The organism is Kribbella sp. NBC_00359, assembly GCF_036097425.1.
In the GTDB taxonomy this organism is placed as follows: domain Bacteria; phylum Actinomycetota; class Actinomycetes; order Propionibacteriales; family Kribbellaceae; genus Kribbella.
In genome coordinates, this window is the sequence record NZ_CP107975.1 from 7,026,278 (window position 1) to 7,038,500 (window position 12,223).

The following is a 12,223-nucleotide window of genomic DNA, read 5'->3' on the forward strand; positions in this document are numbered from 1 at the left end:
GGTGAGCGGAATAGCGTGGCAGTCAGTACACATCAAGGGCTGCGAGGCCCAAGAGTTCAGGAGTGAAAATGACTTCCACGCAAGGCATCAAGACGGTTCTGCACCCGGTATCGGATCTGGAGAAGGCGAAGGCGACGTACATTGCGCTGCTGGGTATGCAGCCGACGGCGGACTCGCCGTACTACGTTGGTTTCGAGGCCGAGGGTCAGCAGATCGGCCTGGTGCCGAACAGCGACATGACCTCGCCGATCGCGTACTGGCACGTGGACGACATCGAGGGCAAGCTCGCCGAGGTGACCGCGGCCGGTGGCACGCTCAAGGCGGCCCCGAAGGACGTCGGCGGCGGCCGCCTGGTGGCCACCTTCACCGACTCCGACGGCAACGTCCTCGGTCTCATCCAGGACCGCTGACGAATCGAACACGCTGAGTAGTCGACCGCGCGGGGGAGAGCGGGCCCGGGGGAGACCTACGTGTCTCCCCTGACCGGCCCGTTCCCCGTCGCGGGCGACCCTGGTTGTCGCTATCGTCGGTCGGTGCACTTCAGCGAATACGACACCCGGTTGGCGGCATACGCGGTAATCGTCGACGAACACGACCAGCTGTTGCTGAGTTGGTTCGTCGGCAACGAGAACTCACCGGCCACCTGGACGATGCCAGGCGGTGGCGTCGAGTACGACGAGTCCCTGCCGGACGCCGTCGTCCGCGAGGTGCTCGAGGAAACCGGCTACACAGTCTCGGTCGGCAATCCCATCGCGACGAATCACTTCACCCTCTTGGACCCAGGAAGCGGTCGCCGCCCGTTCAAATCCGTCCGAGTCATCTTCGCAGCCACCATCACCAGCGGCTCCCTCGGCACCACCGAAGTCAACGGCACCACAGCCTTCGCCCGCTGGATCCCACTCACCGACATCCCATCCCTGACCCCACGCGCCGACATCATCGACATCGCCGTGGCGGCCTGGAAGAACGCCGACGTCACCTGAGATGCTGCGAAAGACTGGGCGCATGGATACATGCATTGCAGGTCAGGCGGATCTGGAGCACCTGGCTCGCCTGCTCTGGTTGAATGCCTCACCTGACGAGCAGGCCAAGCAGTCGGTCGAGTCATTCGCGACTGACCTTGCGGCGTGGTGGACCGAGCACGACGACTCGCATCTGGCGTTTGTCGCTCGCCTTTCCGAGTCCGAGGTCGTCGGGATGGCGTGGCTGGCGCTCGTTCCACGGGCGCCGCGGCCGGGCAACACCAGTCGCCGCTCGGCGGACATCCAAAGCGTCTTCGTCGTGCCGGAGCAGCGCGGGAACGGCATCGGCTCGGCGCTCGTACAGGCCGCATCAGAACACGCCTTTCGCCTCGGAGCGAGTCGAGTCACAGTTCACTCCGGCCGCAAGGCCGTACCGGTCTACGAGAGACTCGGTTTCGCATCCTCCCGCCAGCTTCTCCAGAGAGAACCCGACTGAGCCTCACCGGTTGGTTCCCTGCCGCTGTCAAGTGACCTTCGGCGATGCTCCAAGGCGCGGGGCGACCCGGGCAAGGCCGTCGCACGGCGCCGGCCGCAGCACCGTCTACTGTCCGGCCAGCTTGGCCACGACGGGGGCGAGTGTGTCGGCGAAGTCGGCGCCGATGACGAAGTAGGAGAAGCCGATCTCCTCGCGACGTCGTTGGATTTCGTCGGCGGCTGCCGCGGGGTCACTCGGAAGGATGACGAGCGAGTCGGCCGCGCGGAGCGCGGCGGTGTCGAGGTTGGGCGGCGCCATGAACGGAGCGACGCCGTCACCGACAGCGGCGACGTGCTGGGCGAGTTCGATGTCGCGGCCCGCAGGAAAGTCGCGTACCCGGTTCGTGGTCTCGGCCCGATCGTCGTCCGGTGCGAGGACGAACGTGACTGCGTCAGCGACTTCGAGCGCCAGCGCCTGTGACTTCGGTCCGCTTACCGCCATGACGACCGGAGTGTGCAGATCGGGGCCGTCGAACGTACGCAGGGCGGCCACGGTGTCGCGCATCCTGGCGCGACGCTCAGCGGGGGAGACGGCGGGCAGCCCCAGCTCGACCTCGATCCCGGGTCGGCCGGCGCCGATGCCCATTTCGAAGCGGCCTTCGGTGAGTACTGAGAGCGAGTGGGCCTCCCATGCTGTGGTCCAGGGTTCGCGCAGCGCGGCGGCGTAGACCCAGGAGCCGATCCGCAGGTCAGCAAGCGCGGCTGCGGTTGCCAGCGTGGGGCCAAGTGCTGGTTGCCAGGTCGGGACGTCGGGCATCAGCAACGTCGAGTAGCCGCTGTCGGCGATGCGGCGCACGCGGTCTCGCCACGTCGGCAGGTCAGCACGGATCGGCGCAACGACCCCGAATCGGAATGGTCTGGTGACTCGCTCGGCCTGGTCGTTCATCGTGGTTCTCCTTGAGTCTGGGACCTTGTTCGGTCCGGTTGCCCTGTCCACGAACCCAACACCCAGAATTCGACAACCCGCCCAACAACGTCGACAGGCGGGTCGGGGTACGGGCTTCGGAAGGTCTTCCCTCAGCACGAGGCGCTGAGCCCGGCGTGTGATGCTGGCGGGGCGTCGGCGATGCTGTGGGCATGGAGTACGTGTCCAGAGTGCCGCGATCGCCGCTGGACGGGCTGATCGACGACCTTTACTACCTGGAGGGTGCGCCGCCGTACGCCTGGCTGACGTTGCCGCCGATGCCGGCGGCGTTGCTCATCGTCAATCTCGGGGCGCCGTTCCGCATCCGCGCCGGCGCCGATTTCGAGGCGGCCGAGTACGCCGACGGCTGCGTGGTCACCATGCCAACCCGCGCGTTCGAGTTCGGCTACCCACTCTGGACCCGGTCCGTCGGCGCGCACCTCAAGCCGTGGGGGCTGGCGCCGTTCCTGCCGATGCCCGCGGCCGAGCTGTGTGACCGGCCGGTGACGGTAGAGCAGGTTTGGGGCCGGCCCGCCGTTGCTGAGCTGCGAGACCGGCTGGGCACGGCGGACGGACCGCACGAGATGCTGACGCTGTTCGAGGAGGAGTTGATACGACGGCTGTGCGAGACCGCCGGCCTGGGCCTGGTCCGCCATACGAGCAGCGTCATCGCGGCGACCAGCGGGGCGGCGGCGATCGGCGACCTGAGCGTGGCAGCCGGTGTCAGCAGCACTCATCTGGCACAGCGGTTCAAGGAGCTCGTCGGCGTCACGCCGAAGCGGTTGGCCCGCACCTATCGCTTCGCCGCCACCGTGTTCGCGATCAACCCCGCCGGACCGATCGACTGGGGCGACCTCGCCGGTGGCGCAGGCTTCTTCGACCAGGCCCACTTCGGCCACGAGTTCCGGGCGTTCACCGGGCTCACGCCGACCCGGTACGTCGAGGTCCGGCGGCGGTTCCTGCGCGAACATCCCGGCCACGTGATGGAAGGCTGGCCGCTGCCGGCCGATTGATTTCTTACAAGATCGACAGCTCACGACACGCTACTTTGAGGGCCACCCCAAAGCGAAGGAGAGCCCCGTGGGCAAGGTGGTCATGTACAGCTCGGTGTCGGTGGACGGCTTCGTCGCGGACGAGAACGACCAGCCCGGTCCGCTGTTCGACTGGTTGTCCAGCGGTGACGTCGCGTTGGACGAGAGCGGCGAGGTGAAGGTGTCGCAGACGTCCTACGACTACATCCGGCCGTACTGGGACCAGATCGGGGCGACAATCGTCGGCCGCCACGTCTTCGACATGACCGACGGCTGGGACGGGAAGCCTCCGGGCGGGATCGACCACGTGGTCGTCGTGACGCACCGGCCGGAGCCCGAGGGCTGGGACCCCGAGGCGCCGTTCCACTTCGTCGACGGCGTCGAGGCAGCCGTGGCCAAAGCGCAGGAGCTTGCCGGTGACCGCATGGTCGAGGTCGCCGCCGGCGACGTCGGTGGCCAGGTGCTCGCCGCTGGCCTGGTCGACGAGGTGCGCATGGACGTCGTACCCGTCGTGTTCGGGTCCGGCAAGCGCTACTTCGGGTCGGTCCACGCGCAGCACCTGCTGGAGGATCCTGACGTGGTGATTCAGAGCAACCGGGTGCTTCACCTGCGCTATCGGGTGCGCCGATAAGCGACATTATGTCAACTTAGCCCCTCGGTTTTACTGGGTGGCCCCTGTCAGCGTCGCTGAACGAGACTTGGGCGATGGTCACAACGCCTCGGCCGATGATCGACTCGGCGGTGCGGTCGGTCTGCGGCCGCGGCGTCGAGCGCCTGGTTCCCCTCGCCGGTGGAGGGATGAATGAAACGTACCGCGTCGACCTTGCCGGCGATGTCGCTGTGGTGGTCCGGATCGCTCGTCAGGGTGTGCCGTGGTTCATCGACGAGGCGCACCTTATGGCGCAGGCGCGTGACGTAGGCGTGCCGACGGCAGAGGTGCTCGGCCTCGAGCATCTGGATGACGACGGCGAGTTGCTGTCCTTCTCGATCCAGCAGTTCCTGCCGGGCCGTCCGCTCGCGGACCTCATCGGCGAGCTGCCTGCTTCTGATCTCGAGCGGTTGGTCATGGACGCTGGTGAGATTTTGGCGCGGGTGCACAGCGTGGCCGTGGACGGCGAACGCGGTATCCGGCACGAGCTGCGACTGCCCGAAGAGCGCGTCGTCGCCAGAGTCGCGCGCATCGTCGGGGACATGCTCGGCCCAGCGGCAGGCACGGTCGTCGAGCGCGGTGCGCACTTCCTGTACCAGGAGGTGACGACGACCCGTGCAGCGCCGCCGTCCTCGCTCGCCCAGGGGGACTTTCTGCCCAAGAACCTCCTGATTCACGACGGGACGGTCGTCGGCGTCATCGACTGGGAGTTCGCTGGCCCTGCTTCGCCGGCATTCGACCTCGCCCGATGGGAGGTGTCTGCCGGCGATCCCTTGCATGACCGCCCGGACCTGGTGCGCCGCGGGTACGGGCGGGTCGCTGATCCCGAGCTGGCCGATGCCGGCTTGACGCCGGCCTTCGCCATCGACTGGGCACTGGAAAAGCTCGCTTGGAAGAACCCTGCTTCGCTGGCGCAGTTCCGGCGCTGCGTGGACGTGATTGCCCGATATACGGCCTCTTTACCGTGATATGCAGAGTGTCCGGTAGTGGTTTGGGGGGCACTCCCCCGGAAGGTTGGAAGTTCTTCGGGAAGTGGTGTCGGATCGGTGTGTGGGTGTTCGTTGAAGGGATGAGTGGGCGCCTGCGAGGGGCGCCGTACAGCACAGGAGATGATTTCGAGATGCAATATCTGGTTTCCGTGATCGACGACAGCAGCCATCCCGGCAGCACGGACAGGCAGCCTGAAATCAGCGCGTTCAACGAACGACTGATCGCCGAGGGCTACTGGGTCTTCTCGGGTGGACTCGCGAACACCGACGCGGCCACGGTCATCGACAACCGGGGCGGGCACGCGGTGTTGACCGACGGGCCTTTCGTGGAGTCGAAGGAGTACCTCGCCGGCGTCTGGGTGTGGGAGGCCCCCGATCTGGATGTGGCGCTCAAGCTCGCCACCGAGGCGTCGAAGGTCTGCGACCGGAAGATCGAGGTGCGGCCGTTCCTGTGACTGTGACCGACGTCGCGGAGGCGATCACCCAGGCGCACCACGAGGAGTGGGCGCGGGTGGTCGCAGGCTTGGCCAGGCGTTTCGGTGATCTCGATATCGCCGAGGAAGCGACGGCCGAGGCGTTCGCAACCGCCGTGGAGCGGTGGCCGGCTGACGGCGTACCTCCCAATCCGGGCGCCTGGCTGACCGTCACCGCCAACCGCAAGGCCATCGACCGGATCCGGCGCGAGAGCAAGCGGGACGACAAACACAAGGAGGCTCAGATGGTGTACGACGACCCGCCCGAGCCTCTCGGTGCGGTCGACGACGAGCGGCTCCGGCTGATCTTCACCTGCTGCCACCCGGCACTCGCGATGGACACCCGGATCGCGCTGACGCTGCGCATGGTCGGCGGTCTGACGGTGCCCGAGATCGCCCGTGCGTTCCTGGTGCAGGAGACCACCATGGGACAGCGGATCACCCGTGCGAAGTCGAAGATCAAGGCGGCTCGCATCCCCTATCGGGTGCCGTCCGCGGAGGATCTCCCGGCCCGGCTGTCCGGCGTACTCGCCGTCCTCTTCCTCGTCTTCAACGAGGGCTATCTGGCGACCGGACCCGACACCGATTCCGTCCGCCACGAGCTGACCGCCGAGGCGATCCGGCTCACGCGCCTGATCCGTGCGCTGATGCCGGAGGACGGTGAGGTGGCGGGGCTGCTGGCGCTGATGCTCCTCACCGAGGCCCGCCGGACCGCCCGGGTGTCGGCGAGCGGCGAACTGGTCCCCCTCGATCAGCAGGACCGTGGCGCCTGGGACGCGACGATGGTTGCCGAGGGCCACCGTCTGGTGCGCGAGCGCCTGGCCACCGGGATGGCTCCGGGTCGCTACCAGATCCTCGCGGCGATCAACGCCGTACACACCTCCGCGCGCGACATCCGCGACACCGACTGGTCGCAGATCGTCGCCCTCTACGACCGGCTCGTCCGCCTCGACCCCACCCCGATCGTAGCCCTCAACCGGGCCATCGCGGTCGCCGAGCTCGACGGCCCGGACGTGGCACTGGCCGCCGTCGACAGTCTCGAGGACAAGTTGGCCGGCTATCACGCCTACCACGCGACCCGCGCCGACCTGCTACGCCGGCTCGGCCGCAGTCAGCAGTCGCGCACGGCGTACGACAAAGCGATCGAACTGGCCGGCAACACCGCCGAGACCGCCTACCTCACCCGCCGCCGCGACCAACTGGGCTAGCGCCCCGCGACGACGCGCGACGCGTCGCTCATGATCCTCTGAGGTGCGTGCAAGCCGGGGTGCAGTGCGAGGCTCTGCTCCAGGCCGAACTTGCCCAGCACAGCGCAATGAAGTCGCTCGCCGAGTGCGGCCGCCAAGGGCAAGCCGAATCTTGTTGCCATGGACATGCCCAAGTAGCCCAGCCTGTCGGTGCGGACGTGCGCGTGCTGGCTGACGGCGGCGATCAGCGCCAGCCAGTCCTCGGTCAGATCGTCCAGAACACGCTCGACTCCCCTGTCGACGATGAGTTGCTGGTACGCCGCTGGGCTCAGCGGCTCCGCAACCCGCTCGCCATGAAACGGCCCGTCGATTGCCGCAACCGCCAGTCCGGATCGCGCGAGACGGTGGGCAAGCTGCACTTGCCGTGAGCTCCGCTTGTGGCCGCTTCCGCCGTGACCGAGCAGGACCAGCGGACGAGTGGTCTCGGCGGCGGGCAGTTGCCAGAGGACGGCACCGATGCGGCCTTGGTCACGGTCGAGCTCCAGCGATGACTCTTCGACCACGTCGTACATATGTTCTGGGTATCTGCTTTAGTGCAGTGCTCGACTCGGTTCCCCTCGAGCGCTGACCGGTTGCTTCCCGAATACCAGCACCTGGCCGTCGGAGGCATCATCTGCGACGGGCACAACTACGCCTCATACTTTCGCGTCCAAGACGTGGATCCACCGCACGCCCTGGTACGGACTCGGGCTAACTGCTCGCCGCCGGATGTGCTATCCCACCGGCGGCACGGGCGCCCGTACCACGGTGGCGGTGCCGTCCGGGTCCGTCACCGTGCAGCTGACCGCGTTCGAGGCAAGGCCAGTCTTCTTGCCGAATGTCTTGGCGACGATTTCTACGCCCCCGGTAGGCGTAAAGGTGATTGATAGCAGGACCATGTGCTGGTCGTCGATCCACCGGCTCGCCGAGTCGCCGGGCGTGCCGACGACGGTGATCGCGCCCTCGGCGCAGGCGACGGTGAACGTCTCCAGACCATGTCCGGGCGGGGCGTCGGCGACGGCTGGCAACGCGGGCAACGCGACCGCGGCGGCCGTTAACGCGCCAAGTGCGAGAAGTCGCTTCATGTGTGTTCCCCTCCGGTGAGGTGGCTTAGGCATCCACTCTCCCGCAGGCAACGTGCTCCCGTCTCGTGTTTGAGCGATCGCGTCCTACTTCCGCCGCTAGAACATACTTTCTGGGCATCTCCTTTAGTGCAGTACTCAGTGCTGGCCCGGTTTGAGGAGCGCGGGCAGGGGTGCGGGGTCGGTGTTGACCGCCTGCTGGAGGAGTCGGTAGAAGAGCAGGCCGCGGCTGCGGGCGGTGCGGCGGTTGAACCGGAAGGTGTACTCGTCGAGGTAGTAGGGCAGTTGGTGGTCGGCGACCGCGTAGTGCAGGGTGCCGGTGAGCCAGCGCTTGAGCAGTGAGGCGACCAGATGGACGCCGGGGAGCACGGCGGTAGGGTCGGGCGCGTTGTAGCCGGTGGCGTACTCGTGGGTGTAGCCCAGTGTCCCGAGCCGGCGCATCGTCATGGCGCCGTCGGTGCGGATCGTCGAGGCGGGCGCGACCATGCGTTGGGCGAACTCGACAAGCTCCAGCGTGGCGGGTCGTTCGGCGACCTCGAGCCGGATCCGGCCGAGTCTCCTGCCCCCGTTGACCTTCTCGGCCGCGACCATCACCGCGACCTTGTCGCTGCTGGCCCCCAGGTGGCCAGTGCTGACCCCGCCGACGAAGGTCTCGTCGACCTCGACGACACCGCTCAGCCGGTCGCGGTCGGGGCGGACCATGGCGCGGCGCAGCTTGTGCATCCAGGCCCAGGCAGTCTCGTAGGAGCCGAACCCGAGCACCAGCTGCAACCCTTGCGCGGAGATGCCGTTCTTCTGCGAGGTGACCAACCAGATCGCCGCGAACCACGACGACAGCGGCGTGCGGGTCCGATGGAAGATCGTCCCGGCCGTCAGCGAGGTCTTCCGGCCGCAGTCCTGACACATCCACAGGCCCCGGCCGGTGCGCCACGCATCCCGGCCGCCACACGCCGGGCAGACGAACCCCTCAGGCCATCGCACCGCGGCCAGGTACTCCAGGCACGCCGCATCGTCGGGGAACCACGCGAGCAGCTCCTGGTAAGTCCGCGGATAGTCAACCCCGCCGACCGGATGAGCCCCGGACACCCCGCCCACGCCCACACTCTACTGCACTAAAGCAGATACCCAGAACATATGTTCGAGTATGGCAGGCTCCTAATCGCGTTGCGTGGTATCTCGTGGGCACTTAGCGTTGCTGCGACAGTGGGGATGAGGAGCGGCATGACTTTTGAACTCGACGCACTTTGCTTTGATGCGAATGACCCGCTCCGGCTGGCGCGTTTCTGGGCTGGGGTGCTGGGGCGGGAAGTTGCCGACGACGGTCTTGTGTTGCTGCCGAGTGACGACACCGGGTTTCGGATCCGGTTCGGGCCGACGCAGGAGCAGAAGACCAGGCCTAATCAGATGCACTTTGATCTGACGAGTGCGTCGCTGGAGGAGCAGCAGGAGACGGTGGCGAGGGCGCTCGAGCTCGGTGGCCGGCATATCGACATCGGTCAGCTTCCGGAGGAACTACATGTAGTGCTGGCCGATCCCGAAGGCAATGAGTTCTGTGTGATTGAGCCGGGCAACGACTTCCTGGCCGACACCGGCTTCATCGGGGCGCTGTCGTCCGACGGTTCGCAGGAGGTCGGGTACTTCTGGAGCAAGGCGCTGGACTGGCCGTTGGTCTGGGACCAGGACCAGGAGACCGCGATCCAGTCGCCGCGCGGCGGTTCGAAGATCACCTGGGGCGGTCCGCCCGTACGCGCGAAGACCGGCAAGAACCGGCTGCACTTCGACCTCGCTCCCCCGGCAGACGGCGATCAGCAGGCTGAGGTCGACCGCCTCGTGGCGCTCGGGGCGACGCGCATCGACATCGGCCAGGGCGACGTCAGCTGGGTCGTCATGGCCGACCCCGACGGCAACGAGTTCTGCGTACTGGCCCCCAGATAACACCGCATCACAGGTTGTTGAGACGCGCGGCCTGGCGGGTCAGATGGTCGCGTTCGGGGAGGCTGGTGGCTGCTCGGGCGGCTTCGGCGTAGAGGCGTGCCGCGGTCGATGGGTCGCCGTCGCGCTCGTGGAGGTAGGCCGCGACGGCGGTGTAGCGGGGTAAGGCCGGGTCGAGCGTGGCCAGGGCGGCCAGACCTGCGCGGGGGCCGTCGGCCTCGGAGAGTGCGACGACCCGGTTGAGGCGGGCTACCGGACTGTCGGTGAGGCGCACGAGTTCGTCGTACCACTCGACGATCTGCACCCAGTCAGTCTCCTCAGCCGTCTGGGCGTCAGCATGGAGTGCGGCGATGGCCGCCTGGGCCTGGAACTCACCCAGGCGGTCGCGAGCCAGGGCAGCCTGAAGGATGTTGACGCCCTCGGCGATCATGCGGGTGTTCCACAGGCTCCGATCCTGCTCGGCGAGCGGGACGAGCCTGCCGTCGGGAGCGGTCCGTGCGGGGCGCCGGGCGTGGTGGAGCAGCATCAGCGCGAGCAGACCCGCGACCTCCTCATGGTTGATCCTGGTCGCCAGTTGGCGAGTCAGCCGGATCGCCTCGCCCGCGAGGTCGACGTCGCCCGAGTAGCCCTCGTTGAAGACCAGGTAGAGCACACGCAGCACGGTGGCCACGTCGCCCGGCTGGTTGAACTGGACGCCGGAGACTGTCCGCTTGGCTCGGCTGATCCGCTGCGCCATGGTTGTCTCCGGCACGAGGTAGGCCTGCGCGATCTGTCGCGTGGTCAGGCCGCCGACCGCGCGCAGTGTGAGCGCGACGGCCGAGGCCGGTGTCAGGGACGGGTGCGCGCACAGGAAGTACAGCTGGAGGGTGTCGTCCGCGACTTCAGTCGGGCCCGGCTGGGGCTCGCCCTCGCTGCGTACCTCGCGGTTCCGCCGCGAGGTGTCGGCGCGGGTGGCGTCGAGGAACTTGCGCCAGGCCACGGTGACCAGCCAGCCCTTCGGATCCCGCGGCGGGTCGTCGGGCCACACCCGCACGGCCTCGACCAGGGCGTCCTGCACGGCATCCTCGGCCGCCGCGAAGTCGACTCCGCGACGGACGAGGATGCTGAGCACAGTGGGGGTGAGGGACCGCAGCAGGGCCTCGTCCACAGAGGTCACTCCGTGATGGTCGGGGGCTCGGTCAGGAACGGGCGGACCTCGAGCCACTCGTGGATCGGCTTCCCACCGGCACCCGGAGCCGCGGACAACTCGCCGGCCAGCTCGAGCGCGCGCTCGTAGGTGTCGACGTCGATGACCATCCAGCCGGCGATCAGGTCCTTGGTCTCCGCGAACGGGCCGTCGGTGACCGGCGGCCGGCCCTCGCCGTCGTACCGGACGAATGTGCCCTCCGGGGAGAGCGCCTGACCGTCGACGAATTCGCCGGTGCCTTCGAGCCGGGTGGCGAAGTCCTGCATGTACTGGATGTGGTCCGACACCTCCTCCGGCGTCCACCGGTCCATCGGGACGTCGTTCACCGCTGCCGGTGCGCCTCGGTAGTGCTTGAGCAGCAGGTACTTGGCCATCGTGTTCTCCTTGGTGCGGTACGGCCCATTCTGGCCGCGATCACTCCGGGGACGGAGCCGCCCACGGCTTCTCGACATCCCACCATGAAATTCTTTCGGGCACCGTCAGCTGAGCCTGGCTACGAGTCTGGTGAGGCCGAGATGGGTGTCGTTGTCGGCGCGGAGCATGTTCTCGTCTGGCTCGTAGCCGCGGCCGACGCGGGCACAGGTCTCGAGCCAGTGCAGCCAGCCTTGCGGGACCATGTCGGCGGTTTCGACGGTGACCAGGCCGGTTCGCTCCCAGTGCTGCCGCCACCAGTCTGGGGATAGCCAGGTGCACATGTCGGTCCCCCAGCGATCGGTGAGGTACGACGGCAGCGGGCCACCGGGGGTGTCACGGATACCGGGGACGATGACCCCGATCAAGCCATTCGGGCGCAGGAACTCGGTGCAGTAGCCGAGGTACTCGGCACCCGTGCCGAAGTAGTTGTATGCGCCGATGCTGACGATGGCATCGAAGAAGCTGTGGGAGAACGGCATCGTGTGGGCGTCCGAGCGAATCGGGTGCACCTGGTCCGCCGCACCGGCCGCGGTGATGCGCTCCCAGTTCTCGGTTGGGTCCACCCAGAGGTCTGTCGCCCAGACTTCGACGTCGTACTCGCGGGCCAGAAAGACCGAGGTCAGCGCCGTACCGCAGCCGAGGTCGAGGACGCGCATGCCCGGGCGCAGCGTCATCACCTGCAGGAGGGCTTCGGCGGACCACAACGGATGTGGACCCATCAAGTTGTCGACAATCCATTGCGGGTCATACGTGTTGGACCGTGGATAGCGGTCGATGGTCGGTGCCTCGCGCAGAAGGTGGCTGGACATGCGAGTGACCATGTCAGTGTGCCCGAGGTGTC

16 protein-coding genes are annotated in these 12,223 nt (G+C 67.5%); 9 read left to right on the plus strand and 7 right to left on the minus strand.

Annotated elements, in window-relative coordinates:
* The first annotated feature begins 68 nt into the window (after positions 1 to 68).
* From OG876_RS34125 to OG876_RS34135, 3 genes are all read left to right on the plus strand, one after another.
* Entirely contained in the window at positions 69 to 410 is a 342-nt protein-coding gene (locus OG876_RS34125) for a VOC family protein (protein ID WP_328520809.1), read from the plus strand.
* A gap of 123 nt (positions 411 to 533) precedes the next feature.
* Entirely contained in the window at positions 534 to 983 is a 450-nt protein-coding gene (locus tag OG876_RS34130) for an NUDIX hydrolase (RefSeq protein ID WP_328520810.1), read from the plus strand.
* Positions 984 to 1,005: 22 nt separating this feature from the next.
* Positions 1,006 to 1,458, plus strand: a complete 453-nt coding sequence (locus tag OG876_RS34135) for a GNAT family N-acetyltransferase (protein WP_328520811.1) — start codon at positions 1,006 to 1,008, stop codon at positions 1,456 to 1,458.
* A 105-nt stretch (positions 1,459 to 1,563) separates the two neighbouring features.
* Here the strand turns inward: OG876_RS34135 and OG876_RS34140 are convergent, their stop codons facing one another.
* A complete protein-coding gene (locus OG876_RS34140) occupies positions 1,564 to 2,382 on the minus strand; it encodes an LLM class flavin-dependent oxidoreductase (protein WP_328520812.1) in 819 nt (272 codons plus the stop codon).
* A 191-nt stretch (positions 2,383 to 2,573) separates the two neighbouring features.
* Here OG876_RS34140 and OG876_RS34145 point away from each other — a divergent pair, with 191 nt between their 5' ends.
* The 5 genes from OG876_RS34145 to OG876_RS34165 all read left to right on the plus strand — a co-directional run bounded on the left by OG876_RS34145 (position 2,574) and on the right by OG876_RS34165 (position 6,750).
* Positions 2,574 to 3,413 (plus strand): helix-turn-helix domain-containing protein, encoded by an 840-nt coding sequence (locus OG876_RS34145; protein WP_328520813.1) that lies wholly within the window; start codon positions 2,574 to 2,576, stop codon positions 3,411 to 3,413.
* 67 nt (positions 3,414 to 3,480) lie between these two features.
* Entirely contained in the window at positions 3,481 to 4,062 is a 582-nt protein-coding gene (locus OG876_RS34150; protein WP_328520814.1) for a dihydrofolate reductase family protein, read from the plus strand.
* A 95-nt stretch (positions 4,063 to 4,157) separates the two neighbouring features.
* Positions 4,158 to 5,048 (plus strand): phosphotransferase family protein, encoded by an 891-nt coding sequence (locus OG876_RS34155; protein WP_328520815.1) that lies wholly within the window; start codon positions 4,158 to 4,160, stop codon positions 5,046 to 5,048.
* Between the two features lie 152 nt (positions 5,049 to 5,200).
* The gene (locus OG876_RS34160) at positions 5,201 to 5,524 is read left to right on the plus strand and encodes a YciI family protein (RefSeq protein ID WP_328520816.1); all 324 of its coding nucleotides are present in this window, start codon (positions 5,201 to 5,203) and stop codon (positions 5,522 to 5,524) included.
* Between the two features lie 2 nt (positions 5,525 to 5,526).
* Positions 5,527 to 6,750, plus strand: coding sequence for an RNA polymerase sigma factor (locus OG876_RS34165; RefSeq protein WP_328526992.1), 1,224 nt, complete (start codon positions 5,527 to 5,529; stop codon positions 6,748 to 6,750).
* Here the strand turns inward: OG876_RS34165 and OG876_RS34170 are convergent.
* The 3 genes from OG876_RS34170 to OG876_RS34180 all read right to left on the minus strand — a co-directional run bounded on the left by OG876_RS34170 (position 6,747) and on the right by OG876_RS34180 (position 8,936).
* On the minus strand, positions 6,747 to 7,301 hold the full coding sequence (locus OG876_RS34170; protein ID WP_328520817.1) for a dienelactone hydrolase family protein: 555 nt from the start codon (positions 7,299 to 7,301) through the stop codon (positions 6,747 to 6,749). The genes OG876_RS34165 and OG876_RS34170 overlap by 4 nt on opposite strands.
* Positions 7,302 to 7,502: 201 nt before the next feature.
* On the minus strand, positions 7,503 to 7,853 hold the full coding sequence (locus tag OG876_RS34175) for a hypothetical protein (protein WP_328520818.1): 351 nt from the start codon (positions 7,851 to 7,853) through the stop codon (positions 7,503 to 7,505).
* A 135-nt stretch (positions 7,854 to 7,988) separates the two neighbouring features.
* Complete coding sequence (locus OG876_RS34180) at positions 7,989 to 8,936, minus strand: IS1595 family transposase (RefSeq protein WP_328526993.1); 948 nt, start codon at positions 8,934 to 8,936, stop codon at positions 7,989 to 7,991.
* A gap of 48 nt (positions 8,937 to 8,984) precedes the next feature.
* On the opposite strand from OG876_RS34180, the gene OG876_RS34185 reads away from it, so the two are divergent.
* Complete coding sequence (locus tag OG876_RS34185) at positions 8,985 to 9,785, plus strand: VOC family protein (protein ID WP_328520819.1); 801 nt, start codon at positions 8,985 to 8,987, stop codon at positions 9,783 to 9,785.
* 7 nt (positions 9,786 to 9,792) lie between these two features.
* Here OG876_RS34185 and OG876_RS34190 read toward each other — a convergent pair whose 3' ends face one another.
* The 3 genes from OG876_RS34190 to OG876_RS34200 form a co-directional block, all read right to left on the minus strand.
* Positions 9,793 to 10,938 (minus strand): RNA polymerase sigma factor, encoded by a 1,146-nt coding sequence (locus tag OG876_RS34190; RefSeq protein ID WP_328520820.1) that lies wholly within the window; start codon positions 10,936 to 10,938, stop codon positions 9,793 to 9,795.
* Positions 10,935 to 11,342, minus strand: coding sequence for a YciI family protein (locus OG876_RS34195; RefSeq protein ID WP_328520821.1), 408 nt, complete (start codon positions 11,340 to 11,342; stop codon positions 10,935 to 10,937). Before OG876_RS34195 ends, OG876_RS34190 begins: the two co-directional genes overlap by 4 nt.
* Positions 11,343 to 11,447: 105 nt before the next feature.
* Positions 11,448 to 12,191 (minus strand): SAM-dependent methyltransferase, encoded by a 744-nt coding sequence (locus tag OG876_RS34200; protein ID WP_328520822.1) that lies wholly within the window; start codon positions 12,189 to 12,191, stop codon positions 11,448 to 11,450.
* Between the last annotated feature and the right edge of the window lie 32 nt (positions 12,192 to 12,223).

Bases quoted from the DNA above. Each gene is read 5' to 3' on its own strand.
- OG876_RS34200 (WP_328520822.1), bottom strand. From the start codon at position 12,191: ATGTCCAGCCACCTTCTGCGCGAGGCACCGACCATCGACCGCTATCCA.
- OG876_RS34135 (WP_328520811.1), top strand. From the start codon at position 1,006: ATGGATACATGCATTGCAGGTCAGGCGGATCTGGAGCACCTGGCTCGC.
- OG876_RS34145 (WP_328520813.1), top strand. From the start codon at position 2,574: ATGGAGTACGTGTCCAGAGTGCCGCGATCGCCGCTGGACGGGCTGATC.
- OG876_RS34155 (WP_328520815.1), top strand. From the start codon at position 4,158: ATGATCGACTCGGCGGTGCGGTCGGTCTGCGGCCGCGGCGTCGAGCGC.
- OG876_RS34160 (WP_328520816.1), top strand. From the start codon at position 5,201: ATGCAATATCTGGTTTCCGTGATCGACGACAGCAGCCATCCCGGCAGC.
- OG876_RS34175 (WP_328520818.1), bottom strand. From the start codon at position 7,853: ATGAAGCGACTTCTCGCACTTGGCGCGTTAACGGCCGCCGCGGTCGCG.
- OG876_RS34195 (WP_328520821.1), bottom strand. From the start codon at position 11,342: ATGGCCAAGTACCTGCTGCTCAAGCACTACCGAGGCGCACCGGCAGCG.
- OG876_RS34170 (WP_328520817.1), bottom strand. From the start codon at position 7,301: ATGTACGACGTGGTCGAAGAGTCATCGCTGGAGCTCGACCGTGACCAA.
- OG876_RS34140 (WP_328520812.1), bottom strand. From the start codon at position 2,382: ATGAACGACCAGGCCGAGCGAGTCACCAGACCATTCCGATTCGGGGTC.
- OG876_RS34125 (WP_328520809.1), top strand. From the start codon at position 69: ATGACTTCCACGCAAGGCATCAAGACGGTTCTGCACCCGGTATCGGAT.
- OG876_RS34185 (WP_328520819.1), top strand. From the start codon at position 8,985: ATGTTCGAGTATGGCAGGCTCCTAATCGCGTTGCGTGGTATCTCGTGG.